The sequence below is a fragment of the Cryobacterium tepidiphilum genome, from assembly GCF_003716325.1.
In the GTDB taxonomy this organism is placed as follows: Bacteria; Actinomycetota; Actinomycetes; order Actinomycetales; family Microbacteriaceae; genus Cryobacterium; species Cryobacterium tepidiphilum.
On sequence record NZ_RDSR01000003.1, the window covers coordinates 72,097 to 96,887 of the forward strand.

Consider the following 24,791-nt stretch of genomic DNA (forward strand, 5'->3'; position numbering starts at 1 on the left):
GCGATGCACCACCTTCGGGGGCATACGCCCCGCGTCAGCTGGCTTCGCGATGCGACCAGAGCGACGGCCACCGCCGGGACGGCTGCTGCACCGGCTTGTCGTCGATGGTCTCCTCGGTCACGTTCACGGGCACCGTGAGCGGTAGCGGGTTCTCCTTGACGATGACCGTCCATGGGCAGCGTCGGCACACCCGGAGGTAACGGTGCACGGCGAGCCCGGCGCCGTAGTACGGGTTCGGCACCAGTCGGGTGCGGTAGCCGCATCGGCCGCACGTCGGTTCAGCCTTCGCTCGTTCCTTCGCGCCGGCTCGGCCGGTGAGAGTGCGTGCGGTGCTCATGCTGACTCCTTCAGTCGGTGCAGGATGGTGGCGGCATCGGTGGGGCGGCCGAGCAGGTAGCCCTGGGCGCGATCGCATCCGGCGCGCCGCAGGGCCTGGAGTTGCTCGTCGGTCTCCACGCCCTCGGCGATCACGCGCAGGGCGAGCCCGCGGCCCAGCCCCACGATTCCGGAGACGAACGGCGAGGTGCTCGTGCTCGTCAGTTCCGCGGTGAAGGCCTGGTCGATCTTGATCTCGGTTACCGGCATCCGTTGCAGCTGTGCCAGCGATGAGAACCCGGTGCCGAAGTCGTCGATGGAGATCGCCACGCCGAGCCCGCGCAGTTCGCGGAGCAGCCCGGCGATGACGGTGTGGTCGGTGACGACCTGGCTCTCGGTGAGCTCGATCGTGAGCGACGCCGCGGGGAAGCGGCTATCGGCCAGGACGCCCTTGAGCTGCGGGAGGAACTCCGGGTCGCTCAGCTGCGCCACCGAGACGTTGACGGCGACGTCGATGGGAAAGCCCACGGCGTGCCAGCCGGCCCCGACGCGGAGGGCCTCGCCGAGCACGAATGCGCCGACCTCGCGGATCAGCCCGGATTCCTCGGCGAGGGGGATGAACGTCGCCGGGGAGATCATGCCGATCTCCGGGTGCGCCCACCGCACGAGGGCCTCGACGCCGACGATCCGGTCGGTGCCGAGGTCGAACTGCGGCTGGTAGTGCACGCGCAGTTCGCCGCGGCCGGCCGCGCCGCGCAGCTCGGTCTCCAGCCGGAGGGTGTCGACGCCGACCGCCTCGTTCCCGAGCCGGCCGAGCATGCGGGCCTTGGACTGGTACATGCGCAGGTCGGCCAGCTCGATCATCCGCTTGGTGGGTTCGCCGAAGGCCCCGGCCTCCTCGCTCGACGGGCCGTCGCTGGTGGCCACGCCGATGGCGACGTCGACGAACAGCTTCTCGCCGGCGATGAGCAGCGGATGCGCCAGCTGCTCCCGCACCCGGCCCACGATGGCGTCGATGCGGTCGAGCACCTCCGCGCCCGGAACGAGTATGACGAACTCGTCGCCGCTGATGCGCGCCACCGTCTCGTCGTCGCCGACCGCCGCGAGAAGCCGGGCAGCGACCTGGCGCAGCACCTCGTCGCCCGCGCCGTGCCCCAGGCTGTCGTTGACCCGCTTGAACCGGTTGATGTCGCAGAACAGCACGCCCACGGCATCCCGGGTGTCGACGGCGCCGTACAGGGCCGCCTGGAGTCGCTCCTCGAAGAGGGTGCGGTTGGCCAGGCCCGTGAGGGGGTCGTGAAGGTTCTTCCAGCGAGCCTCTTCCATCAACCGGGCGTTCTCCAACGCCACGGACGTGAGGCCGGCAAGGCCGGAGAGCCGCTCCGACAGGGCCTCCTCGACAGCATTGGGGGCATCCTGCCCCCAATGCACGACGACGAGGCCGCCGAGATCGCCGTTCACCACGATGGGAACGGCCGCCAATGCCTCCAGCTCGAAGTGCTCGAGCATCCCCTGCGCCCACTCGGAGGAGTCGGCGTTGATGAGCAGCGGAGAGCGGTTCGCCACGAGGTCCCGCAATTCGGGACTCTCGTGCTCCATCAGCACGAAGTCAGCGAGCTTCCGGGCCAGGACGCCGTCCCATCCGCTCCAGGCGTTGAACCGCAGCTCACCGCTCGCGGTGTCCCACAGGGCCACCCCGGACCGATCGGCGCCGGACAGCGTGAGCGCCGCCTCCGCCACGGCCTGGGAGACCGCGTCGACGGTGCATTGTCCCGACAGCGCCCGCGCGACGTCGAGCAGCAACTGCGCCGTCTCGTACTGTTCGCGTGCCTCCGCGAGCAACAGCTTCATCTCGATGCCGGCGGCGGCATGGTTGGCGTAGGCGGTGAGCATCGCGGCGTCGTCGGCGGTGAAATGACCGCGCTGCGGGGCGAGGGCGACCAAGGTGCCGTAGGTCCGGGTCTGTGACGCGACCGGCGCGGCCAGGAACCTCCCGCCGCAGGCCTCGGCGAGGGCCTCCCGTCGACCGCTCACGAGCGCTTCCGCGGCCGCCTCGGCGTCTCCGCGCCAGCGCGTGTGCGTCGACCCGCCGGGCAGTTGCACGGCGAGGACATGGCCGGGAGCGGGGACCGCGTCATCGACGGCGGCGACGATCCGGTCGAGGACGTCCTCAAGCGTCCCGGCGCTGACCAGGAGACCGGCGGCGCCCTGCAGGGCGCGCAGCTTGTCGGTGCCGGCGCGCGCCACGACATCCGCTGTCAGGGGCGCGACGATCGCCTGTGTGCTTCCCTCACGCAAGGTACGCATGATGTGGTGTCTTCGGCAGGTCCGACGGACCCCGCCCTCGCCCGCAACGGTCGACCGACGTCTGGCCGGGTCGCTACGCGACCGGCAGTGCCGGCGCGGCCGCCATGCAGTGCGGGTGAAGGTGGGTGGGCGTCAGGAGAGGCGCGAGCCCATCACGGCCTGGGCGGCGGACGTGACGACGGTGATGTGGGCTCGGCCTGGCGCGTTCGCGTCGATGCCTCGGGCATCGGCGGACACAGGGCGTCCCGTGGCGTGAGTACGCATGGGTGCTACTTCTCTCGGTTCGGCAACCCGGCTAACCCAGAGGGTCCCGTGGCTTTGCGTCCCCGGCTTGCGCCGGGTTTGCTATTTACAATGAGGTTGGTGCAGCGCGGATGCCTCGGCCTGGTTCTTCGTCGTGTCGAGGAATCCGCTTACCGCCCACGCTACCTGCACACAGGAGCACGCATCCAGCGGCGCTTCCCCCCAGTGAGGGGCACGACACCGCCCGTTGGTTCAGTCGCGTGTCTCGCGCGCGGCCGTGTCGCGCGCGGACCGGGACGTCTTCGGCCGCATGGCCGCTTCGAGCGCTTCGGCCTCCTCGCCACCGATCGCCTCGCCGCGCGCCACCATCCCGGCCGTGTCCGAGAGCGGGATCTGCTTGAGGAACAGCGCCAGCAGGAATGCCAGCAGGATGAACGGGATCAGGTACCAGAACACCGGAGCCAGCGAGTCGGCGTACGCGGTGACGATGCCCTGCCGCACGGACTCCGGCAGGTCGTTCATGGTTTGCGGGTCGAGCGTCGCGGTCGCGGCGCCGGCGTCCTGGGCCGAGGCGCCCGCCGCGGTGAACACCGAGATCAGGTTGTCGGAGAGCCGGTTGGTGAAGATCACGCCGAAGATCGCGACGCCGAGCGCCGCCCCGACCTCGCGGAAGTAGTTGTTCGTGCTGGTGGCGGTGCCGATCATGCGCGGGTCCACCGCGTTCTGCACGACGAGCACGACCACCTGCATGATGAGGCCGAGACCGGCGCCGAAGACGAACAGGTAGACGCAGATCAGCCAGATCGGGGTGTCGGCGGCGAGGGTGGTCATGGCGAGCATCGCGACGGCCGTCACCAGGGTACCGACGATGGGGTAGAGCCTGTACCGCCCGGTGCGGCTGATGGTGATGCCCGACCAGATCGAGGTGCCCATGAGGCCGACCATCATCGGCAGCATCAGCAGGCCCGAGACCGCCGCCGAGGTTCCGGACGACATCTGCAGGAAGGTAGGGACGAAGGCGATCGCGGCGAACATGCCGAGGCCGAGGGTGAATCCGATGGCGGTGGCGTTCACGAAGATGCGATTGCGGAACAGGCCGAGCGGGATGATCGGGTCCTCGGCCCGGGATTCCACCCACACGAACGCGGATGCCGCGGCCACCAGGCCGGCGCCCCACAGCCAGGTCTCGACGGCGCCCCAGCCGTGGCCGGCGTTGCCGCCGAAGTCGGTGAAGAAGATCAGGCACGCGGTGGCCGTGGACAGCAGCAGCACCCCGGCCAGGTCGATACGGCTCGTGGCCCGCTTGTTCGGCAGGGTGAGCGCGAACCAGGCGATGGCGAACGCCGCGATGCCCACCGGGATGTTGATGTAGAACGCCCACTGCCAGGTGAGGTGGTCCACGAAGTAGCCGCCGAGGAGCGGGCCGCCGACGGCCGACAGCCCGAAGATGCCGCCGAGGGGGCCGAGGTACTTCCCGCGCTCGGAGGCCGGCACGACGTCGGCGATGATCGCCTGCGACAGGATCATCAGGCCGCCGCCGCCGAGGCCCTGGATGGAACGGAAGACGACGAACGCCCAGAAGTCGCCCGCGAAGGCGCAGCCGACCGAAGCCACCGTGAACAGGGCGATCGCCACCAGGAACAGGGTGCGCCGGCCGAGCACGTCACCGAACTTTCCGTAGATCGGCATGACGATGGTGGTGGCGAGCAGGTAGGCCGTCGTGATCCAGGCCTGGTGCTCGACGCCGCCGAGCTGCCCGACGATCGTGGGCATGGCGGTGGAGACGATGGTCTGATCGAGGCTCGAGAGCACCATGCCGGCGATGAGCGCCGAGAAGATGATCCAGATACGCCGTTGGGTCAGCAGCAGCTGGGGCGCGGCGGGCTCGATGGTGCCGAGTGAGGAGTTCACGGTTTGTTCCTTGGCTTGGGGTGGGTCAGGGGCGCGCGGGGCGCTCAGCGGCGAAGACGCTTCGCAGGGCGTCGAGGTTGGCGTGGAGCAGGTCGGCGAACGGATGCGCATTGCCGGCCGCGAAGAACTGGTGGGAGGTGTGGCGCACGACGGCCAGGAAGACGACAACAGCCATGGCGGCGGCCGGGTCGTCCTCGGCCAGGCCTTCGCGGCGGGTCACCAGCTCACGCAGCATCCGCTCGTTCTCGGCGCCCGAGCGCATGAACACGCCGAGGAGCTGCGGCTCCTTGCCGATGGCCGCGGCGAGGCTGCGCATCTGCTCCGGGTCGTGTGCGACGAGTTCGACGTGCGAGACGGCGAGAGCCGCGAGGTCGTCGAGGAGGGTGGGTGTGAGGCCGGCATGCTCACCGCCTCCCCCGGCGACGAACGCGTCGCGGGCTGCCTGGTCGAGCATGTCGTCGGCGTGGCCGACGATGGCTTCCTCCTTGGAATGGAAGTAGTTGAAGAAGGTGCGCCGGGATACGCCGACGTGCTCACAGACCTCCTCGACGGTGAAGCCGGCCAGTCCGCGCTCGGCGGTCAGGCGCCGCGCGGTGTCGCTCAGCTGGCGGCGGGTGTCCGCCATCCGTCGCTCACGAAGCCCGCCCGTTGCACCATCCGTCATAGAGTGCATTCTTGCACAGTTTCGGTGACAGTGCAGAAACGGGGGCTAGAACGGGAAGAGCAGCCGGTGCAGGAACTGGCGCGTGCGTTCCTCCCGCGGGTGGCGCAGCATCTGCTCGGGGTCGCCACGCTCGACGATCACGCCGCCGTCGACGAAGGCCACCTCGTTCGCCACCTCCCGGGCGAATTCGAGCTCGTGGGTGGCGATGACCATGCTCCACCCCTCGCCGGCGAGCTCCTTGATGAGCCCCAGCACATCGCCGACGAGTTCGGGGTCCAGGGCCGACGTGGGCTCGTCGAAGAGCAGCAGCCGGGGTTTCAGCGCGAGCGCCCGCACGATACCCACCCGCTGCTGTTGCCCGCCGGAGAGTTCGAAGGGATAGTCGTTCTTCTTCTCGGTGAGTCCGACGCGCTCCAGGAGCGCGAGAGCGTCGGCGGCCGCTTCGGCACGCGGCCGTTTCTGCACCACAACCGGACCCTCGATGACGTTCTCGAGCACAGTCTTGTGCGGGAACAGGTTGTAGTGCTGGAACACCATGGCGGACTGGTCGCGCAGGGCGAGCAGGTCCTTCTTGCCGACCGGCGAGCCGAAGTCCAGGCGCCGTTCCCCCGCCACATCGATGGTGCCACCGTCGGCCAGCTCGAGCCCGTTCAGGCAGCGCAGCAGCGTGGTCTTTCCCGAGCCCGACGGCCCGATCAGCGCCAGGACATTGCCCGCGCCGAGGGTGACGTCGATGGATGCGAGCACTGAGTTGTCGCCGAAGCTCTTCTGGAGCCCGCGCACGGTGAGCAGGGCGGATGCGTCAGTGGGCGACATAGCGGTCCAATCGCTTCTCCAGCAGTCCCTGGCCCGACGAGAGCACCAGGCAGATCACCCAGTAGACCAAGGCGGCCTCCAGGTAGAGCAGCATGAATTCCTGGCTGAATGCCGCGACCTTCTGCGCCTGCCGGAACAGGTCGGTGACGAGGATCAGCGATGCCAGCGACGTGTCCTTGACCAGGCTGATGAAGGTGTTCGACAACGGAGGCACCGAGACGCGCGCGGCCTGGGGCAGGATGATGCGGGTCAGGGCCCGCCCGTGCGACATCCCGATCATGTACGCGGCCTCCCACTGCCCCTTGGGCACCGAGAGGATCGCCGCCCGGATCACCTCGGCGGCGTAACCGCCGACGTTGATCGAGAAGGCGACCACGGCGCTCGGCCATGGCGGGATCACGACGCCGATCGAAGGCAGCCCGTAGAAGATCACGAACAACTGCACCAGGAGCGGGGTTCCCCGCACGATCGAGATGTAGACGCCGGCGACGGCCGACACCGCGCGCACCTTGGACAGGCGCATGAGCGCTATGACGACGGCGATGGCCAGGCCGATGACGAACGAGACCACCGCGAGCGGGATGGTGCCGGCGATGGCCCCGCCGATGATCGGCCAGAGGGAGCTGAGGAACAGGTCCCATCCGGTTGGATTCATCGATTCCCCGCTTGCTCAGCCGGCCGGCCTATTTACTGACGTCGGCTCCGAAGTACTTCTCGGACAGCTTGGCCAGAGTTCCGTCCGCACGCAACTCGTCCAACGCCTTGTTCACTGCATCGACGAGGCTACTGCTGCCCTCGGCGAATGCGAAGGCGCTCTGGGAGGAATCATCGGTGGTCGCGGCCACCTTCAGCCCCTCGGCCCCCTTCTGCTTCTTGTAGTCGAGGTAGGTGAGCTGGTCGTTGATCGTCGCGTCCACGCGGCCCTGTTCGACGAGGGCCACAGACTGCGCCCATCCTTCGACCGGCTGCACGGTGGCGCCGCTGTCCTGCGCCAGCGTGTACCAGTTGCTGGTGAGTGACTGCGCCGTGGTCTTGCCCTTCAGGTCGGCGAAGGAGCCGATCGAGGTGTTGTCGTCCTTGACGACGATCACGCCCTTGGACACGGTGTACGGCTCGGAGAACTCGTACTTCGCCTTGCGCTCCGGGGTGATCGACACCTGGTTCGCGATGGTGTCGAAGCGCCCGGCCTCGAGGCCCGCGAAGATGCCGTCCCACTGCGTCTCCTTGAACTCGGCCTTGACGCCGAGCTTGTCGGCCACGGCGCGCGCGACCTCCACGTCGTAGCCGGTCAGCGGGCCGGAGCCGCCCTCGTGGTAGGAGAACGGGCGGTAGGTTCCCTCGGTGCCGATCGTCAGCACGCCGGCGTCCTTCACCGCGGCGAGGGCGTCGCCGGATGCGGGAGCCGAGCTCGCGGCATCCGCTGCGCCGGACCCGTTGTCGGCGGAGCACCCGGTCAGGGCGAGGGCTACCGCCGCGAGTACTCCTGCTGCAACAAGTCTGGTCTTCATCGTGCTCCTCTGGTGAACGGATCCGGCTGGCCGCCGAAAGCTTGCACAGGCTAACAAGCGCCCGGCTCCGGCCCGTATTCCTGTTACCGCCCATTACCGGCAAAGTCTCGGGCGCGCCGGCTCTCGCCGAGCCGTCGAACGCCTCGCCCCCGCGGCGGCGCGCTCCTAGGTGAGCTGGCTGAACGCTTCCGCCTTCTGCGTGGGCCCGGCGACGAGGATGGTGTCGTCCGCCTGGATCACCGTGTCGGCCGTGGTGTAGTTCCAGTCCTGGCCGGCGGGCCGGTAGGCCGTGATCGTGACGCCGTACCGCGAGCGGATCTGCGCCTCGCCGAGTGGCTTGCCGATCACCGCCTGGCCCGGGCGGGTCTTGACGAGCGCGAAGTTCTCGCCGATCTCGATGTAGTCCTGCATGGCTCCGCGCACGAGGTGGGCCACGCGCTTGCCCATGTCCTTCTCCGGGTAGATGACGTGCTTCACCCCGAGCTGCTCGAGGATGGTGCCGTGCGCGTCGCTCACGGCCTTGGCCCAGACGTGCTCGATGTCGAATCGCAGCAGGAGCGAGGTCGTGAGGATGCTGGCCTGGATGTCGCTGCCGATGGCCACCACGACGCGGTCGAATTCGGGCAGCCCCAGCTGTCGCAGGGTCTGCTCCTTGGTGGAGTCGCCCATCACGACGTGGGTCAGCTGGCCGTTGAGGCTCTGCACGATCTCCTCATCGCCGTCAATGCCGAGCACCTCCGTGCCTTTCGCCATCAGCTCCAGGGCCAGCGACTGCCCGAACCGGCCGAGGCCGATCACCGCGACCGAATTCGCTTCGGCGACCCGCGTGGGGTCGCCCCCGAACATGTGAAACTTAGCCAATGATCGGCCTTTCCTTGGGGAGTTGGTAGGACAGCTGGCGCTCCCGCAATGCGAGGGCGGTCGCGAACGTGGTCGGGCCGAGCCGCCCGACGATCATCAGGGCGATGAGGATGAGCTGGCCGCCGATCGGCAGGTGGGGGGTGATGCCCGTGGACAGGCCCACCGTGGCGAAGGCCGAGATCGCTTCGAAGAGACTCGGCCCGAGGTCGTAGTCGGTCATGAGGATGATGCCGGCCGTCGCGGCCACGACGACGGCGACCGACAGCAGCGCGACAGCGATGGCCTGGCGGTGCACGGCGCGCGACAGGCGCTTGCCGAACACGTTCACGACCGCTTCGCCACGCACCTCGGCGAGGATGATGAAGAAGAGCACCGCGAAGGTGGTGATCTTGATGCCGCCGGCGGTGCCGGCCGGGCCGCCGCCGATGAACATCAGGATGTCCATGCCGAGCAGGGTGGCGCCGTCGAGCTGGCCGATGTCGACGCTGTTGAAGCCCGAGGTGCGCGTCTGCACCGACTGGAAGAAGCCGACCAGGATCTTCGACGGCCAGTCGAGCGGCCCGAGCGTCTGCGGGTTGCTCCATTCCAGCACCGTGATGTAGAGCGTGCCGAGGGTCAGCAGCGTAACGGTCCCCCACAGCACCAGCCGGGTGTTCATTGTCCATCGGAGCGGGTTGTGGGCGTGCTTGCGCAGCTGGTTGATGACCGGGAACCCGAGACCGCCGATGATCGTCGCCGCGCACAGCGGGAGGCAGATGAACGGGTCGGTCGCGTACGACACGATGTTGTCGCTGAAGAGCGCGAACCCGGCGTTGTTGAACGACGACACCGCGTGGAAGAGACCGAGCCAGGCGGCCTCGGGCAGCGGCCGCCCGTAACCGAGCCAGAACCGCGCCGTGAGCAGCAGCATCACCGCGGCTTCGATCACGAACGAGACGCGCACCACCCCGAGCAGCAGCACGCCGATGTCTTCGAGCCCGGCACTCTTCACCTCGACGGATGTCGTGAGCTTGGACCGCAGCGACATCCGCCTGATCACGGCCAGGCCGATCACGGAGGCCAGGGTCATCACGCCGAACCCGCCGACCTGGATGAGCACCAGGATGACGGCCTCGCCGAAGCCGGTCCAGTAGGTGGGGGTGTCGACCACGACGAGCCCGGTCACGCAGACGGAGGAAACCGCGGTGAACAGCGCGTCGATCAGGGGGGCGCCGCCCGGGCCCGATTTCGCCATGGGCAGCATCAGCAGCCCGGTGCCCACGACGATCGCGGCAAGGAAACCGGCGAGAATGACCTGCGCGGGATGGAGACGGAGGGTCGGCCGTGTAAGACGGCTGGTGTTACGGAGACCGAGCACGGCGCAACATTACACGGGTGTGAGCCGCCATTCCCCCAATCAATCTCTCACGGCTGGGCTCGCCGAGAACTCAGCTGGCGGAGCCGACGCGGTGGGGCAGCTTCCAGCCCGGTCGCACGAAGTGGCACGTGTAGCCGTTCGGGTACTTCTCGAGGTAGTCCTGGTGCTCCTCTTCGGCCTCCCAGAAGTCCCCGGCAGGGGCGACCTCGGTCACGACCTTGCCGGGCCAGAGGCCGGAAGCGTCGACATCGGCGATGGTCTCTTCCGCCACGCGCTTCTGCTCGTCGCTGGTGTAGAAGATGGCCGACCGGTAGCTGGCGCCGATATCGTTGCCCTGCCGGTTCTTCGTCGACGGGTCGTGGATCTGGAAGAAGAACTCGAGCAGGTCGCGGAACGAGATCTGCTCGGGGTCGAACACGATCTCGACGGATTCGGCGTGATTGCCGTGGTGGCGATACGTCGCGTTCGGCGTCTCCCCGCCTGAGTAGCCGACCCGGGTCGAGATCACGCCCGGACGCCGGCGCAGCAACTGCTGCGCGCCCCAGAAGCAGCCTCCGGCGAGAATTGCCGTTTCCGTTGCAGCGGTCATCATGGTCTCCTTCGTCTCGTCCGGGCTGAGCAGCTCAGCCCGCGTCGGGTACAACCCCATTGTGGTGCCGGGTGTTCCACACATCCTGCACGGCGGCTGTGCGTTTGTCCTGCAGGTGTTCCGCGGCGCCCGATGACCCCGGCCTCAGTTCGCTGTCTTGGGGCGCGGTGCGGCCTTCGCCGCCGCCTTCGCCGCCTTCTTCGCCTCCCGCACGCGGGCGAGCGACTCCGGGTCGACGATGTCGGCCACCGACATCAGGCTGCCCTCCTCGCCGTATGGGGCGGATGCCTCGCGCCAGCCGGGCGCCGCGAGCGCCCGCTGTTTGCCGAGCAGGGCCAGGAAGATGCGGGCCTTCTGCTCGCCGAAGCCGGGCAGTGATTTCAGCCTGCGCAGCACTTCCGCGCCGTCGGGGTCGCCCTCGGTCCAGATCGCGGTGGCGTCGTCGTGCCAGTCGTCCCGCACCGCCTGGCAGACGGCCTGCACCCGGGCGGCCATCGAGCCGGGAAAGCGGTGGACCGCGGGCGCCTCGCGGAAGACCGCCACGAACGCCTCGGGCTCATACTCGGCGATCGCCGCGGCATCGAGCGAGCCGGTGCGGTCCCGGATCTTGGCGGGTCCGGCGAACGCGGACTCCATGGTGACCTGCTGGTCCAGGAGCATCCCGAGCAGCAGGGCGAGATCGTCCTCGGCGAGCAGGGCGTCGGCGGCCGGGTCGCCGGTGAGGTACATCGTCATGTCGGCATTCTCTCATTCCGGGCGAGACCACTGACGCCGCGTCGCCGTGCCGGTCGACGGCGTCGCGGAGCGCCGTCGATGACGATGTCCCGCACCGACTCCCCCACGTCGTTTCCGCAAACGACGCCGCAGGACACTGCTGGCAGACTTGATCATAAGCGCTCATTATCTGCCACACTGGCCGGGTGATCACTTCTGTCGCCGTCATAGTCCTACCCGGACTCTCGCCGTTCGAGTTCGGCGTGGTCTGCGAGGTCTTCGCCCTCGACCGCTCCGGCCTCGGTGTGGGACTTCCCGCGTTCGACTTCCGGGTGTGCACACCGGAGCCGGGGCTGCTGCCGACCAGTGCCGGCTTCTCGGTGTCGGTCGAGCATGACCTCTCGGCCGCCCGCGGCGTCGACCTCCTCGTCATGGCCCCGTTCCACACCGCGTCACCGCCGCCACAGCCCGTGATCGACCTATTGCGCGAGACGGATGCCCGGGGCGGTCGCATCCTCTCGGTCTGCGAGGGGGCGCTGACGCTCGCCGCCGCCGGCATCCTCGACGGGCGGCGCGCGACGACGCACTGGATGCACTCACAGCGGATGGCTGCCGACTTCCCGCTCATCGAGGTGGACGAGAACGTGCTCTACGTGGAAGACGGCAACATCATCACCAGTGCGGGCACGGCCGCCGGCATCGACGCCTGCCTCCATCTCATTCGAAGCGAGTTCGGCACCAAGGCTGCGTCGGCGATCGCGAGGGGCATGGTGGTTCCTCCGCACCGGGAGGGCGGCCAGCTGCAATTCATCGACCGCCCGGTCCACGCCCCGGGCGACGCCGGCATGGGCCCGCTGCTCAGTTGGATGTCCGGCCACCTCACCCAAGACCTCGGCGTCGCGGAACTCGCTGACCGGATGCACATGTCAGAACGGAACTTCGCGCGGCGGTTCAAGGCCGAGACCGGGGCCACGCCGGCCGCGTGGGTGGTCTCGCAACGACTCCTCAGGGCCAGAAGCCTCCTCGAAGACACCGAGGCGAGCGTGGACGAGGTCGCTCGCCTCTCCGGCTTCGGGCAGGCAGTCCTACTCCGCCACCACTTCCAGCGAGCCCTGGGAACCAGTCCCGCTGCGTACCGCCGCCTTTTCCGAGGGCGGGAACGGACGAATCGGTCAGCGGCCGGGGCGCTCTGAACCGCCGGCCGAGCTGTGGCAGAATATGCGCGAAGCGCGTTATTCCTGCCACTGGTCGTGGGGTGGGAGCGTCCCTAACGTTGGTCGTGTCCCATCCGTTCACGAACGAAAGCACGGCCATGTACATCCACCCCTCCCTGTTTCCCTCGCTTCGTGAGGCAGAGGAACGCCGGTATGCCCTGCTGCTCGAGCGCAGGCGCGTCGCCCGTGAGCGGTCGGAGTCGCATCCCCCAGCCTCGCGGCGCGCCAGGGCGGCCCTCCAGCGGGCCCGCCGGGTGCTCGTCACACGGTGGACGACGCATCCGCGTCCGCTGCCCTCGGTCGTACCCTGCGGAGGCGAGGCCTGCTGCTGAGCGACTCCTTTCCGGCATCCGTCGTTCCTCGCCGCGAAACCGCTCAGCGGCGGCGCTGGCGCAGGTCGGCGTAGGCGATCAGCAGGGCGAGCATCACGACCACGATGATCACGGCGAACCCGGTGCTGAAGGCGACTGTCCAGTTCGATGCGCTCAGAACGCCGAACGTCACCGCGGTGATGACGGCAATGCCGACGGACGTCCCGATCCGCTGCCCGGTCTGCATGATCCCGCCTGAGCTGCCCGCGTAGCGCAGCGGAACGTCGGCGAGAGTGAGCGTCTGGTTGGGGCTGATCACCGAGCCCTGGGCGATGCCGACGAAGGAGAGGGAGAGCAGCAGCCACCATTCGCTGGCGTGGCCGCCGGCGTGCAGCCAGACCACGAGGATGCTCAGCAGCAGCCCCAGGATGGCACTGTACATGCCGGCGATGACGACCTTTCGGCCGAGCCGGGCGACATTGCGACCGCTCCAGAGCGCGGTGACGGCTGCGAGAACCGAGCTGGGCAGGCCGACAAAGCCCGACTCGAACGCGCTGTGGTCCAGGCCGTCCTGCATGTAGAGGGCCACCAGGACCCAGACGCTGGTGACACCCATGAAATACAAGGTGATCAACAGGGATCCGTTGGCAAAGCTCGGTGTGCGGAAGATGGCGAGGTCGACCATGGGGCTGTTGCCGCGCTCCTTGTACCGGCGTTCCCACCAGAGCCACAGCGCCACCAGGAGGATGCCGAGCGGGAGCGCGAACCAGACGGCCGGGTGGCTCTCCGCCTCGACGAACGGGAGGAGGACGGCGAGCACCGCGAGGCCGAGCAGCACGGCCCCCACCGGGTCCAGGTCGTGGCGGGGGCGCGGGAGGCCGGGGCCGTCGGGGAGGTGCCGGTTGAACAGCGGACGCGGGATCCACACCCAGGCGAGGATGATGGCGATGACGCCGACCGGGATGTTGATGAGGAAGGTCCACCGCCACCCCTGCTCCGGCCCGGCGGCCTCGATGAGCAGGCCGCCGAGGAGCGGCCCGACCGCGACGGACACGCCCACGGCACTGCCGAAGATGCCGAAGGCCCTGCCCCGTTCCGCTCCGCGGAAGTAGTGCTGGATCATGCCGACGGCCTGCGGACTCAGGAGGCCCGAGCCGATTCCCTGCACGGCGCGCGCGATGTTGAGCGACAGCGGGTCGGGAGCCAGCCCCGCGGCGATCGATGACGCCGTGAACAACGCCACGCCGGCGATGAAGAGCGGGCCACGGCCGAAGATGTCGCCCGCGCGCCCGGCGGCGACCAGGCCGACACCGAAGGTGAGGGCGTAGCCGGAGAGCACCCACTGCAGCTGGGACTGGGTGGCGTCGAGTGCCGACTGGATCGACGGCAGGGCGACGTTGACGATGCTCACGCCGACAAGCGACATGAACAGCGCCACGATGAGCACCGCGAGCACCCGCCAGCGGCGGGGATCCGGCGCGTCGTCGGCGGGGAGTTCAGGCGTGCTCACTTCATCGACACTAACCCCGGATCACGCGGCGGAAACAGGCCTGCGGCGCACGCCGGCCACGGTGCGGCGACGAGTATCGTGGCATCGTGACCGACCCCACCGAGACCGTGAACGACGTCATCCGGGTGGTCGACCTCGCCGGTGTCCTCGGCAACGCCACCCTCGGGGGCATCGCGGCGCGCAGCGCCAAACTCGATCTCGTCGGGTTCGTCTGCCTGGCGATTCTGTCGGGCCTCGGCGGCGGGATGATCCGCGACACCCTGCTGCAGCGCGGAACGCCCGTGGCCCTCACCGACCCGTACTACCTGATCCTGGCCGTCACAGGTGCCGCCATCGCGTTCGTGGTGCACATCCGGGGGCGCTGGACCCACCGCGTGCTCACGCTCATCGACGCGCTGGCCGTCGGATGCTGGGCCGCCGTCGGCGCGCAGAAGGCGCTGGAGGCGGACCTCGGGTGGCTTCCGGCCGTGATGCTCGGCGTCATCACCGCCGTGGGCGGCGGAATGGTGCGTGACGTCTTCCTGTTGCGCGTGCCGTCCATCTTCGGCGGCAACACGCTCTACGCCACGAGTGCCGTGCTCGCCAGCGTCGTCATGGTGATCTTCAGCGAACTCGGGCTGCCGGCCATCGGGTCGGCGGCCGCGCTCCTGAGCGGCGCCGGGCTCTCATTGCTGGCCCGGCGTTACCGGTGGATTCTCCCAACAGAGGTACGCATCCGTCGGCCCTCAGGCTGAGTCGGGTGATGGAGCCGACCCTCACAACGGGAACCGCCGCCGCAGTGGTCGCCGCGCTCGCCTGGCTCGGCCCGGGCGCCGCCTGAACGGTGCCTGCGGCCGCCGCGGTCAGCGGTTGCGGAATCGCCGGTAGGTCGAGGCCGCCACCAGTCCGAAGACGAGGTGCGGCACGATGTCCGCCGCCCACTCGACCGGCTTCCAGCTGCGCGGGTCGGTGAGGCCCAGCATGGTCATCGGGCCGTCGCCCATGGCCATCGCGCCGAGGCCGATCCCTGCGCCGGCCAGGGCCAGCGGCGGCCGCCGGCCACCGATGAGCAGGGCATAACCGACGCCGACGGTGATGCCCGTCGCGATGCCCATCACGGCGCCGAGGCCGGTCTTGCGGTTGTCGGCGGTGGACCCCTCGCCCAGGTCGATCCCGGCCTTGTGGGCGAGGTCGGCGGCGGTCTTGGCGGGCATCTGGCTCGCCGGCCGGCCGCGCACCGTCATGTCGAGGTAGGTCGCGAGGTTCAGCGCGGTCGTCGCCGCGGCGCCGGCGGCGAGGCCGCCGAGCACGCGAGTGGCCAGCGTGGGTGCGTCGGTCGTGCCTGTCGAAAGCATGTGGTGTCTCCAGCCTGTTCGTCGATGTCGTCGATCTGCTGGCGCCGGGCGCCGCCCCCCTTCCGCATGATACCCACGCCGTGCCGGGCGCCGACAGGGGCACAACCGCCGGCGAAGCGGCGATGCCGTGCCGCTATGCGAGGACCGGAACGGGCGTCGTCGGGGTGCGTTCGTCGGCGACATGGCGCGGCGCGCCGGCGGTGTCGGGGGTCGCGGGCGACGAGAGGATCGGCACCGTGACGGTCGAGTGGTCGCTGCCGGCGGCGATGACCGGAATGGATCCGGTGGTGAGGATCGGCACGGCATCCGTCGGGTTGGTCTCCGACAGCGGCTCCGACATGCTGATGATCGAAACGGATGCCGCCGGCACCGACATGCGCCGGGCCCGCCTCACCACCACGATGGTGGCGAGCGACAGCGGGAAGCTCACCACGCTCGGCGCGGCGACCCAGAACGAGCCGATCAGCATGCCGAAGACGCCCCAGAGCAGGTAGCCGATCATCGAGAGCCATTGCGTCGTCTCGGAGACCCCGGCGAGCCGCACCGCGTCGTTTCGATTGCGCCAGGTGATGCGCGCCTGCGGCATCCACATGACGATCGAGAACAGGGTGGCGACGAAGCCGATGCCGTTGGTGAGGAGACCGGTGATGTCCACGGGCGAGCTGATCTTTCTAACGGTCCGCGGGAGAGCCCCAAGGGACGGGTGGTGCGAGGGCATCGGTGATGTCAGGGAAATCATAAGACACGAATCGGCCGGTGTTCAGACATTTGAACGCGTCGGCCCTAGTCGCCGGTGCACCGCCGCATTTACCGTCAGACGTGGACCCGCCGCCTTGTGCGCCATGCAGCAACAAAAGGACACCCGATGAACGCCTTGCCCGCCCGTTCACTCCCCGACCAGCCGGCTTCCGCGCGCGGCGCCCTGCACCCGAGCAGGCGCCTGGCCTGGACCGCCCTGGCGGCCGTCCTGGCCGTGATCGTGGGCGGTGTGAACGCCCCGGCCGCCCTGGCGGCCGACGTCACCGGCACGAGCTTCTCCGGCGGCGCCGGTACCGTGTCGGTCGCCGGCACGCTCTACGCCAAGAACGGCGCGGCCGTGACACTGACGGTGACCACGTCGAGCGACACCAAGTGCGTCGATGTGTCCGGCGCCTTCGCCGGCCACCAGACGTCGGCGACGGCGAAGTCCGTGTGGACGTTCACCACGACGGCGGGCACGGGCGACGGTGCGCAGGGCATCACGGCCCTCGCCGCCGCCTCGTTCAACAAGAACGACGCGTGCACGGGGCCGTCTCGGTCGCTGCAGGGCAGCTACACGCTCGACAACACCGGCCCGACCGTCACGGCCGCCCTCACGCCGGTGGCGAACGGCGCCGGCTGGAACAAGGCCACGACCACGGTGGCCTGGACCGCCGCCGACGCCGGCTCCGGCGTGGCGAGCGGTCCCACGCCGTCCGGTTCCACCGAGTCGGCCAACGGCACGGTGACCCGCACCTCCACGGCCACCGACCGGCTCGGCAACACCGGCACGGGTTCCGTCACGGTGCGCATCGACAAATCGGCGCCCACGATCACCGGCAGCCAGGCCAAGAACGCCGACGGCACCACCACCGTCACCTTCACCTGCGCCGACCCGGGCTCGGGCTCCGGGATCAGCAGCTGCCTCGCCGACGGCGCGACCACCAACGTGAAGACCGTCCAGCCCGGCACCACCGTCGGCGGCACGGCAACGGATGCCGCGGGCAACGTCGCGAAGACCTCCGTCACCGTCGCGGCGGGCGACACCACGGCCCCCACGCTCAGCGGCGCTCCCACCATGGCGCCGGGCAGCGGCGGCTGGTACTCCGGCGACGTCACCGTGCGCTGGAGCGCGGCCGACCCCGAATCCGGCATCCCCGCATCCGTCGCCGACACCGTTATCACGGGCGAGGGCGCCGGGCTCACCAGCACGACGACGGTCGCAAACGGTGCGGGTCTGTCGACCACCGCCACCAGCACCGCCGTGAACATCGACCGCACCGCGCCGGCCACGAGCATCACGGGCGCGTCGAACAGCTGGGTGAACGGCTCCGTCACCGTCGAGCTCTCGGCCACCGACAACCTCTCCGGTGTCGCCCGCACCGAGTACACCGTCGACGGCGGCGCCACGCAGGCCGGCAGCCGCTTCACCCTCACCGACGACGGCGACCACACCATCACCTTCCGCAGCGTCGACAAGGCCGGCAACGCCGAAGCCACGCAGAGCGCCCAGGTGCGCATCGACCGCGCCGCCCCGGGCATCGGCCACGAATTCACCCCGACCAGCTACCGGGATGGCGCCTGGACCAACACCGACGTCACCGTGACCTTCACCTGCACCGACCAGGGCGGCTCCGGCGTCGCCGACTGCACCGCCCCGGTGACCACCAGCGCCGAGGGCACCCGCACGGTGAACGGCACCGCGACCGACGGCGCCGGCAATACCGCCACCGACAGCGTGAGCGTGCGGATCGACAAGACGGCGCCGAGCATCAGCGCCGTGGCCTCCGGTGTGCGGAACGCCGCCGGCTGGTACAACGACGACGTCACCGTGACCTACACGGCGACCGATGACGTGTCCGGCGTTACCCGAGCGCCGGACAACGACACCCTGGGCGAGGGCGCGGGTCAGGCGGCCAGCGCCACCGCCACCGACGCGGCCGGCAACGCCGCCACCGCGGGCGTGACCGGCATCAACATCGACAAGACGCCGCCCACACTCACGGCGACCGTGCCGGACGGCTGGCACACCGACGACGTGACCGTGGCGTGGACCTGCACCGACGTGTTGTCCGGTCCTGCCGACCAGCCCGCCGACGACGTCGTGACCGGTGAGGGCGACAACCTGTCTGCGACCGCCAGCTGCACCGACCGGGCCGGCAACGTCACCACGAAGACCGTCAGCGGCATCCGCATCGACCGCTCCGCGCCCACCACCACAGCGGATGTCCCCGCCGCGCTGGCCAGCGGATGGCACGGCGCCGCGGTTCCGGTTACCCTCGCCGGCAGCGACAATCTCTCCGAAACCGTGACCACCCGTTACACGATCGACGGCGGCGACCCGCAGACCTACAAGGGCCCGTTCACGCTCAGCGCCGATGGCGTGCACCGCATCGTGTTCTGGAGCATCGACGCAGCAGGCAACATGGAGACGGCCGGTGCGCCGCTCACGGTGAAGGTCGACACGGTGGCCCCGACGACCACCCTGGTCGACCCGACGACCCCCGCCACCGGCTGGTTCGTGACAAGCGGCATCCCGGTCGCCTTCGACGCGGCCGACGCCGGCTCCGGCGTCGCCGCCACCTATTACACGATCGACGGCGGCGCCCCCCAGGTCTACGGCCGCCCGTTCACCGCCGATCTCTCGACGGGCACGCACACCATCAGCTACTGGAGCGTCGACCTCGCAGACAACCGCGAGGCGCGCGAGAGCACCAACACCGTCGCCGTGAACGTCGACACCGACGCCCCGACGATCTCGGGTGCGGCGCGCCCGGCCGCCAACGGCCGCGGCTGGAACAACACCGACGTCGCCGTCACCTTCAGCTGTGACGACGTGGGCTCGGGCCTGCCGTCCGGGGTGGCGGGCTGCGCCGGCGACGCCGTGCTCAGCAACGACGGTGCCGGCCAGAGCGTGCGCGGCGACGCCGTGGACGTTGCGGGCAACCGCAGCAGCACCAGTTACGGGCCGGTCAATATCGACCAGACCAAGCCGACGCTCACCGGCGTCCCCGCCGACGGCAACGGCGCCGGCTGGCACAACGACGATGTGCCCGTCACCTGGGTGGGCGACGACGGCCTGTCGGGTATCGACGCCGCCTCCCAGCCCGGCCCGAGCCTGATCACCGGCGAGGGTGCGAACCTGGGCGCCGGCCCGGTGACCATCACCGACAACGCCGGCAACATCAGCGCCGAGGCCAGGGTCTCGGGCGTGAAGATCGACCGCACCGCCCCGACCATCACCGGCGCCCCGGTGCAGCGCCCCAACGGCGCGGGCTGGTTCACGAGCGACGTCACGGTGAACTTCACCTGCACCGACGCGCTCTCCGGCGTCGCGAGCTGCCCGACCAGCCGGCTGGTCGCGGGCGACGGCGCGAACCAGAGCGTCACCAGCGACCCGGCGACGGATGTCGCGGGCAACGCGAGCGCGGGCGCCACCGTCTCCGGCATCAACATCGACGGCACTGCGCCCAGCACGACGAGCAACAACACATGCTCGGCCGTGAACGACTTCTGCACCGGCGACACGGCCACCGTGCTGCTGACGGCGACGGACCAGGCCGGGCTGTCGGGGGTGAAGGAGATCCACTACAGCGTCGACGGCGGCACCGAGCAGGTGGCGCCGGGAACAACGGCGACGGTCGCGGTTCCGCTCACCGGCAGCGGCGCCGGCAGCGTGCGGTATTACGCGGTCGACAAGGCCGGCAACGTCGAGAGCGCGAACGGTGTGGCCCTCAAGTGGGACAACATCGCCCCGACCGTCGACCACGCCCTGTCCCCGAAGCCCAACGCCGCCGAGTGGAACAAGGCGGACGTCACCGTGACCTTCACGGCGAAGGATGACGACAAGGGCTCCGGCGTCGTGAAGGTCACCGCACCGGTCACAGTGTCCACCGAGACCTCGGGCCGGGTCGTCACCGGCACGGCGAAGGACACCGCCGGGAACGTGGGCACGGACGCCGTCACCGTCAGACTCGACAAGACGGCGCCGCGCATCACCGGCGCCGTGACGAGCGGAACCCTGACCGCGAGCGGCTGGTACAACGGGCCTGTCACGGTGACGTTCACCTGCGCCGACGGCCTGTCGGGCATCGCGACCTGCCCCGACCCCATGGTTCTCACCGCGAACGGCGCCAACACGGCCAGCGGCACGGCGACCGACAACGCGGGCAACACGGCCGAGGCGGTGGTCGACGGCATCCGCATCGACCGGGAGAAGCCGACGCTGACCACGAAGGACGTGAACGTGGCCGGCGCCATCTACACGCTCGGCGCCGTCCCGGCGGCCGGCTGCTCGGCGACCGACAGTTTCTCGGGCGTTGTCTCCTGCACGGTGACGGTCGCTGGCGGCAACGCCAATGGAGTCGGCACCTTCACCTACTCGGCCACAGCGGCCGACAAGGCCGGCAACACCGCCGTGATCACCGGAACCTTCACCGTGATCTACCGTTTCGACGGCTTCCTGCAGCCGATCAACGACACCGCACACCAGGTAGGTGTCTCGACGAGCGTCTTCAAGGCCGGCAGCAACGTGCCGGTGAAGTTCCAGCTCAAGAACGCGAGCGGGAGCGTCGTGCAGGCCGCCTCCGCGCCGGCCTGGGTGACGCCGGTCAAGGGCGCGGCCATGAGCGCCCCGGTGGACGAGTCGGTGTACCCGACCGCAGCCGACAGCGGCAGCACCTACAAGTACGACGCGACCGCCCGGCAGTACCAGTACAACTGGAAGACCGGCAACGCGAGCGGCAACTACTGGCGGATCGGGGTGACCCTCGATGACGGACAGACCTACTACGTCAACATCGGGCTGCGCTGACCGACGGCCGGCCGCGCCAGCCCTGTCACTCGTCGCGCAGCATCCGCAGGGCCGCCTCACGGTCTTTGACCGCGAGCTTGCGCAGAACGGTCGAGACGTGCACCCGCACCGTCGTGGGCGAGAGGAACAGCCGTTGGGCGACCTGCTCGGTGGAGCTGCCCGAACCGAGCAGCTCCATCACCTCCCACTCCCGGGCGCTCAGCTTCGCGGCCGCCGAGGAGCGCCGCAGGTGCCGCCGGGACGGCCCCTGGAACTCGGCGAGAATGCGGGTGACCAGGCGCGGGCTCATTGCGGGTTCGCCGGCCAGAACCCGCCTCAGCGCATCCGGCAGCTCGGCGGGGTCGGTGTTCTTGAGGAGGTAGCCCGAGGCGCCCGCCCGCAGCGAGTCGAAGAGGTCGTCGTCCTCCGTCGACTGGGTGAGCATGACGATGGCGGTCTCGGGCAGGTCGCGGCTGATCTCGCCTGCGGCGCGGATGCCGTTGCCGGGCATGTGGATATCGAGCAGGACCACGTCGGGTCGGTTCTCCCGCGCGAGCTGCACAGCGTCGGCGGCGCTCGCGCCCTCGCCGCAGATCTCGCAGCCGCCGGCCTCGAGGGCCGCCCGGATCTGCGCGCGCACGTGGGCGTGGTCGTCGGCGAGCACCACTCGGATGCGGCTCTCCCCTACCATGTGACCCTCACCTCGGCGCCCCAGCTCGAGGCCGCCACGGCGAAGGATCCGGGCAGGGCACGCGCGCGTTCCCGCATGCTGACGAGGCCGTATCCCGCATGACCGCCGACGGTGGCGGCGACGTCGAAGCCCCGACCGTCATCCTGAATCGTCAACTGCCGTTGCCCGCCGTCCTGGCTCAGTCGCACCGACACCTTCTCCGCCTCGCCGTGACGTACCGCGTTCGACACGGCCTCGCGCGTGATCCGCATGAGCGCGTGCCGCTGCTCGTGGCTCGCCGTGACCGAGTCGTCGAGATCGACCTCGAGCTTTACCGTGTAGCGCTCGGCGAGTTCCCGGGCCGTGCGGTGCAGCATGAAGCCGAGCGGTTCGTCATCCGCGTGGCCGAGGGCGTTGACCGCAGCGCGTGTCTCGTCGAGCGCCCGGTCGCAGGCGGCGATGATGCGCCGGGCGCTCGCGTCCGGGTCGCCGCCCAGCACGTGGCTTTCCATCCGGATGTAGGCCAGCTCCTGGATGACGCCGTCGTGCAGTTCCCGGGCCAGCCGTCGACGGTCATCGAGCACGGCCGCTCGGGATTGCGCTGTCCAGTATTGGCGTAATTCACCGGCCCCGCCCACCAGGAGCAGCACGTAGCATCCGGCCCGGAGCAGGTCACCGGTGTAGAGCCAGTCGCTGTACAGCGACGGGAAGAGCATGTAGTTCAGGCGGGCGAACGCGGCGAGCGCCCAGGCGGGACCGAGCCAGCGCAGCAGCGCGTCGCCGTGGCCCGGCCGCAGGGTGCAGGCGATCGAGGCGACGAAGAAGCATGCTGCCGCAATGCCCTGGGCGAGGGGCAGCAGCGGATGCCACGTGCCGATCGCGTAGGTCGCCGACGACGGGACGTATGCGGGGTCGAGCGCGACGGGCAGGTGAAGCCGGGCCGCCCACAGCGCCACGCAGATGAGCACGACGAGCCCGCTCACCGCAAACTGGACGACGAGAGAGGAGACGCCCCGCCGAGCACCATCGCTCGGACTGAGATGGGCGATCGCCGCCACAGCCACCAGCAGCGCGCCGATGACGCGGACGGTGACCGGAACCCAGATGTCGAGGGTGCCGGGCAGCGGGCCGCTGAGCGCCTCGGCGGCGAAGGTCAGCCCCAGCCCGGGCACGGCCAGCAGGAGCAGGCCGTTGGCGAGGATCAGGTCGGAAAGCCGGCGACTTCTCGAGAACCTGCCGAAGACGAGATACGCCAGCAGGAGTGCGGCGCAGGCGTCGACCGTATCGAGGGCGAGGTGGGCCGGTGGGCTCCGGTAGCCGGCGACAAGGAGGGGCGTCCACAGAATGAGCGCGGTCACACCCGCACCGACCACCCACGCCGAAGCTGTGGCCCTCAGCTGGCCACGCTCGTGCTCGTGCGCGAGCACACCCGGCGCCCGGCTGACTGGGGCAATACCCATGGCGCCTCGGTTCGGTCAAACAGCGACTGTCGAGTCAGTCGCTCGGGTGACCTCGATTGTATCCGGTGCTGAATTTCTCTCGACTCCCCCGATCGAGGGGAGTTCATGCAGCCCGGCTCGCATAACGCGTTCCCGTGGGCAACGTCGGCGCGTTAGAACGGCGGCGCTTCGGTGGTGACGGTGAGCCCTGTCGGCGTGGTGATCGTCACGCGACCGTCATCTTCTCGTCGGTAATCATGCGTGCTGAGGTTCTTGCGGCGATTGCTGGTCTCGCAGAGCGGAAAGAGATTGTCGTCGTTGGTCGCGCCCTGGTCACGCACCCATTCCTCGAGGTGATCGACGTCGGTGTCGTCGACCGGCCTGGAGCAGGTGGGGTCGATGCACTCCTCGAACCGCATCGCGATCCAGTCCCGTTGCGCTTGCGTGGGCCGGTACCGCGTACGGTCGTAGACAAGTTTCTCTCCGGTGAAGGGATCGGTGCCGACGCGGCGGAATGACGGTGCGCGGCTGAACAGGTCCTGAGCGGTGCCGGGATCGATAGTGCCGTAGCCTCGCAGCTCGACGGGTTCCGATCCCTGCCCGAGGAGCGTCAGCAGAGGCACCAGAACCACCGGACGGACGATGGCGGCGGTGGGGGTACCGTCGCCGGCCAACCAGGCCGCCGCCAGGTCTGAGCGAAGCTGGTCACGGGACCGCCAGCCCGGCTCGCCGTGCTTGGTCTTCTTCTGCTCAGCACGAGCGGTGGCGTTCAGCCGGGCGATGATCCTCACCGCGTCGGGCGCGGACACGAGCACGCTGATCCACGCCATGCCGTCTTCGGCGGGTTCCATCGCGACTCGGCGCTCCGCGAACGCACGCGCATGGCGGATTTCGGAAGGTTCGGCCAGCAACTTCTCTTTCAGCCGACGGGACCGGGCCCGGAACTGGGCCGGGATGAGGGTGCCCACTGACTTCGCGACTTCGGCGTCGAAGTCGTGCACCGCCGCGTCGTCGTCCCAGCCAACCAGAAGTTCCAGCGCCGCCGTCACGTGCGCGACACTCGCGCCGCCGGCCGCGAAGACCGCCCGGAGCAGTGGGAGCCGGTCTTCGAGAGCCTGTGCCTGGTGCGCACGACTGCGCACCTGCCTCGCGGAGAGGTGCAGCCGAAGACCTGCGTCGAACGCTGCCGCATCTTCGGCGAGCTCGAGCATGTCGGGCTGGGCGAGCCCCGCGGGCCGCAGGTAGAGGTGCGGGTTCGCACGCGCCAGGCGCATCACCTCAGCGAGCGCGGTCCAGCTGCGGGCGTGCGCGCGATTCGCGTCGGCCTCCGCGATGGCGGCCTCGTCGAGCCGGTCGACGATCAGGTCCATGCCGGTCGCAACAGCCGTTCCCGGTGGAACCTGCGGCACCCCGCGCGGCGGTGACCCGCCCGGCAGAAGAGAATCGCTCGTTCCAGACTCAGTTGATTCAGATTTTTCGTGCGGGGATGTGGAAGGCA

20 protein-coding genes and 1 riboswitch are annotated in these 24,791 nt (G+C 69.5%); of the genes, 3 read left to right on the forward strand and 17 right to left on the reverse strand.

Features of this window, described 5'->3' with window-relative positions:
- Positions 1–34: 34 nt before the first annotated feature.
- The 11 genes from EEJ31_RS02740 to EEJ31_RS02790 all read right to left on the reverse strand — a co-directional run bounded on the left by EEJ31_RS02740 (position 35) and on the right by EEJ31_RS02790 (position 11,306).
- Complete coding sequence (locus tag EEJ31_RS02740; protein WP_123044761.1) at positions 35–337, reverse strand: hypothetical protein; 303 nt, start codon at positions 335–337, stop codon at positions 35–37.
- A complete protein-coding gene (locus tag EEJ31_RS02745; protein ID WP_123044762.1) occupies positions 334–2,622 on the reverse strand; it encodes a putative bifunctional diguanylate cyclase/phosphodiesterase in 2,289 nt (762 codons plus the stop codon). Before EEJ31_RS02745 ends, EEJ31_RS02740 begins: the two co-directional genes overlap by 4 nt.
- Before the next feature lie 282 nt (positions 2,623–2,904).
- A riboswitch (cyclic di-GMP riboswitch) is annotated at positions 2,905–2,979 on the reverse strand.
- Positions 2,980–3,117: 138 nt separating this feature from the next.
- On the reverse strand, positions 3,118–4,776 hold the full coding sequence (locus tag EEJ31_RS02750; protein WP_233563690.1) for an MDR family MFS transporter: 1,659 nt from the start codon (positions 4,774–4,776) through the stop codon (positions 3,118–3,120).
- A gap of 25 nt (positions 4,777–4,801) precedes the next feature.
- On the reverse strand, positions 4,802–5,440 hold the full coding sequence (locus tag EEJ31_RS02755; RefSeq protein ID WP_158603883.1) for a TetR/AcrR family transcriptional regulator: 639 nt from the start codon (positions 5,438–5,440) through the stop codon (positions 4,802–4,804).
- Between the two features lie 45 nt (positions 5,441–5,485).
- Positions 5,486–6,256 (reverse strand): amino acid ABC transporter ATP-binding protein, encoded by a 771-nt coding sequence (locus tag EEJ31_RS02760; protein ID WP_123044765.1) that lies wholly within the window; start codon positions 6,254–6,256, stop codon positions 5,486–5,488.
- On the reverse strand, positions 6,243–6,911 hold the full coding sequence (locus tag EEJ31_RS02765) for an amino acid ABC transporter permease (RefSeq protein ID WP_123044766.1): 669 nt from the start codon (positions 6,909–6,911) through the stop codon (positions 6,243–6,245). The genes EEJ31_RS02760 and EEJ31_RS02765 overlap by 14 nt, the downstream gene beginning before the upstream one ends.
- A 28-nt stretch (positions 6,912–6,939) precedes the next feature.
- Complete coding sequence (locus tag EEJ31_RS02770) at positions 6,940–7,764, reverse strand: amino acid ABC transporter substrate-binding protein (protein ID WP_123044767.1); 825 nt, start codon at positions 7,762–7,764, stop codon at positions 6,940–6,942.
- A gap of 165 nt (positions 7,765–7,929) precedes the next feature.
- Positions 7,930–8,625 (reverse strand): potassium channel family protein, encoded by a 696-nt coding sequence (locus EEJ31_RS02775; RefSeq protein WP_233563691.1) that lies wholly within the window; start codon positions 8,623–8,625, stop codon positions 7,930–7,932.
- A complete protein-coding gene (locus tag EEJ31_RS02780) occupies positions 8,618–9,982 on the reverse strand; it encodes a TrkH family potassium uptake protein (protein WP_233563692.1) in 1,365 nt (454 codons plus the stop codon). The genes EEJ31_RS02775 and EEJ31_RS02780 overlap by 8 nt, the downstream gene beginning before the upstream one ends.
- Positions 9,983–10,052: 70 nt before the next feature.
- A complete protein-coding gene (gene msrA, locus EEJ31_RS02785; RefSeq protein ID WP_123044866.1) occupies positions 10,053–10,571 on the reverse strand; it encodes a peptide-methionine (S)-S-oxide reductase MsrA in 519 nt (172 codons plus the stop codon).
- A 144-nt stretch (positions 10,572–10,715) separates the two neighbouring features.
- Positions 10,716–11,306: an HhH-GPD-type base excision DNA repair protein gene (locus EEJ31_RS02790; RefSeq protein WP_123044769.1), complete on the reverse strand. Its 591-nt coding sequence runs from the start codon at positions 11,304–11,306 to the stop codon at positions 10,716–10,718.
- A gap of 185 nt (positions 11,307–11,491) precedes the next feature.
- On the opposite strand from EEJ31_RS02790, the gene EEJ31_RS02795 reads away from it, so the two are divergent.
- Positions 11,492–12,478, forward strand: a complete 987-nt coding sequence (locus EEJ31_RS02795) for a GlxA family transcriptional regulator (protein ID WP_123044770.1) — start codon at positions 11,492–11,494, stop codon at positions 12,476–12,478.
- 396 nt (positions 12,479–12,874) lie between these two features.
- On the opposite strand, the gene EEJ31_RS02800 is transcribed toward EEJ31_RS02795, so the two are convergent.
- A complete protein-coding gene (locus EEJ31_RS02800; RefSeq protein WP_233563693.1) occupies positions 12,875–14,320 on the reverse strand; it encodes an MFS transporter in 1,446 nt (481 codons plus the stop codon).
- Between the two features lie 86 nt (positions 14,321–14,406).
- On the opposite strand from EEJ31_RS02800, the gene EEJ31_RS02805 reads away from it, so the two are divergent.
- Complete coding sequence (locus tag EEJ31_RS02805; RefSeq protein ID WP_123044771.1) at positions 14,407–15,054, forward strand: trimeric intracellular cation channel family protein; 648 nt, start codon at positions 14,407–14,409, stop codon at positions 15,052–15,054.
- A 108-nt stretch (positions 15,055–15,162) separates the two neighbouring features.
- On the opposite strand, the gene EEJ31_RS02810 is transcribed toward EEJ31_RS02805, so the two are convergent.
- Positions 15,163–15,654 (reverse strand): hypothetical protein, encoded by a 492-nt coding sequence (locus EEJ31_RS02810; protein WP_199727250.1) that lies wholly within the window; start codon positions 15,652–15,654, stop codon positions 15,163–15,165.
- Between the two features lie 133 nt (positions 15,655–15,787).
- Positions 15,788–16,309, reverse strand: a complete 522-nt coding sequence (locus EEJ31_RS02815; RefSeq protein ID WP_123044772.1) for a PQ-loop repeat-containing protein — start codon at positions 16,307–16,309, stop codon at positions 15,788–15,790.
- Positions 16,310–16,519: 210 nt separating this feature from the next.
- Between EEJ31_RS02815 and EEJ31_RS02820 the strand changes: the two genes are divergently transcribed.
- Positions 16,520–21,205 carry an OmpL47-type beta-barrel domain-containing protein gene (locus EEJ31_RS02820; protein ID WP_123044773.1) on the forward strand — a complete coding sequence of 1,562 codons (4,686 nt, stop codon included), beginning with the start codon at positions 16,520–16,522 and terminating at the stop codon, positions 21,203–21,205.
- A gap of 25 nt (positions 21,206–21,230) precedes the next feature.
- Here the strand turns inward: EEJ31_RS02820 and EEJ31_RS02825 are convergent, their stop codons facing one another.
- From EEJ31_RS02825 to EEJ31_RS02835, 3 genes are all read right to left on the reverse strand, one after another.
- Positions 21,231–21,875 carry a response regulator gene (locus tag EEJ31_RS02825; RefSeq protein ID WP_123044774.1) on the reverse strand — a complete coding sequence of 215 codons (645 nt, stop codon included), beginning with the start codon at positions 21,873–21,875 and terminating at the stop codon, positions 21,231–21,233.
- Entirely contained in the window at positions 21,869–23,314 is a 1,446-nt protein-coding gene (locus EEJ31_RS02830) for a sensor histidine kinase (protein ID WP_123044775.1), read from the reverse strand. The genes EEJ31_RS02825 and EEJ31_RS02830 overlap by 7 nt, the downstream gene beginning before the upstream one ends.
- Positions 23,315–23,466: 152 nt before the next feature.
- A complete protein-coding gene (locus tag EEJ31_RS02835; protein WP_158603884.1) occupies positions 23,467–24,663 on the reverse strand; it encodes an HNH endonuclease signature motif containing protein in 1,197 nt (398 codons plus the stop codon).
- Between the last annotated feature and the right edge of the window lie 128 nt (positions 24,664–24,791).

Excerpts from the sequence above, each read along its gene's own strand:
- msrA (WP_123044866.1), bottom strand. The coding sequence starts at position 10,571 with ATGACCGCTGCAACGGAAACGGCAATTCTCGCCGGAGGCTGCTTCTGG.
- EEJ31_RS02755 (WP_158603883.1), bottom strand. The coding sequence starts at position 5,440 with ATGACGGATGGTGCAACGGGCGGGCTTCGTGAGCGACGGATGGCGGAC.
- EEJ31_RS02790 (WP_123044769.1), bottom strand. The coding sequence starts at position 11,306 with ATGACGATGTACCTCACCGGCGACCCGGCCGCCGACGCCCTGCTCGCC.
- EEJ31_RS02810 (WP_199727250.1), bottom strand. The coding sequence starts at position 15,654 with ATGCTTTCGACAGGCACGACCGACGCACCCACGCTGGCCACTCGCGTG.
- EEJ31_RS02820 (WP_123044773.1), top strand. The coding sequence starts at position 16,520 with ATGAACGCCTTGCCCGCCCGTTCACTCCCCGACCAGCCGGCTTCCGCG.
- EEJ31_RS02760 (WP_123044765.1), bottom strand. The coding sequence starts at position 6,256 with ATGTCGCCCACTGACGCATCCGCCCTGCTCACCGTGCGCGGGCTCCAG.
- EEJ31_RS02825 (WP_123044774.1), bottom strand. The coding sequence starts at position 21,875 with ATGGTAGGGGAGAGCCGCATCCGAGTGGTGCTCGCCGACGACCACGCC.
- EEJ31_RS02745 (WP_123044762.1), bottom strand. The coding sequence starts at position 2,622 with ATGCGTACCTTGCGTGAGGGAAGCACACAGGCGATCGTCGCGCCCCTG.
- EEJ31_RS02770 (WP_123044767.1), bottom strand. The coding sequence starts at position 7,764 with ATGAAGACCAGACTTGTTGCAGCAGGAGTACTCGCGGCGGTAGCCCTC.
- EEJ31_RS02835 (WP_158603884.1), bottom strand. The coding sequence starts at position 24,663 with ATGGACCTGATCGTCGACCGGCTCGACGAGGCCGCCATCGCGGAGGCC.
- EEJ31_RS02765 (WP_123044766.1), bottom strand. The coding sequence starts at position 6,911 with ATGAATCCAACCGGATGGGACCTGTTCCTCAGCTCCCTCTGGCCGATC.
- EEJ31_RS02740 (WP_123044761.1), bottom strand. The coding sequence starts at position 337 with ATGAGCACCGCACGCACTCTCACCGGCCGAGCCGGCGCGAAGGAACGA.
- EEJ31_RS02830 (WP_123044775.1), bottom strand. The coding sequence starts at position 23,314 with ATGGGTATTGCCCCAGTCAGCCGGGCGCCGGGTGTGCTCGCGCACGAG.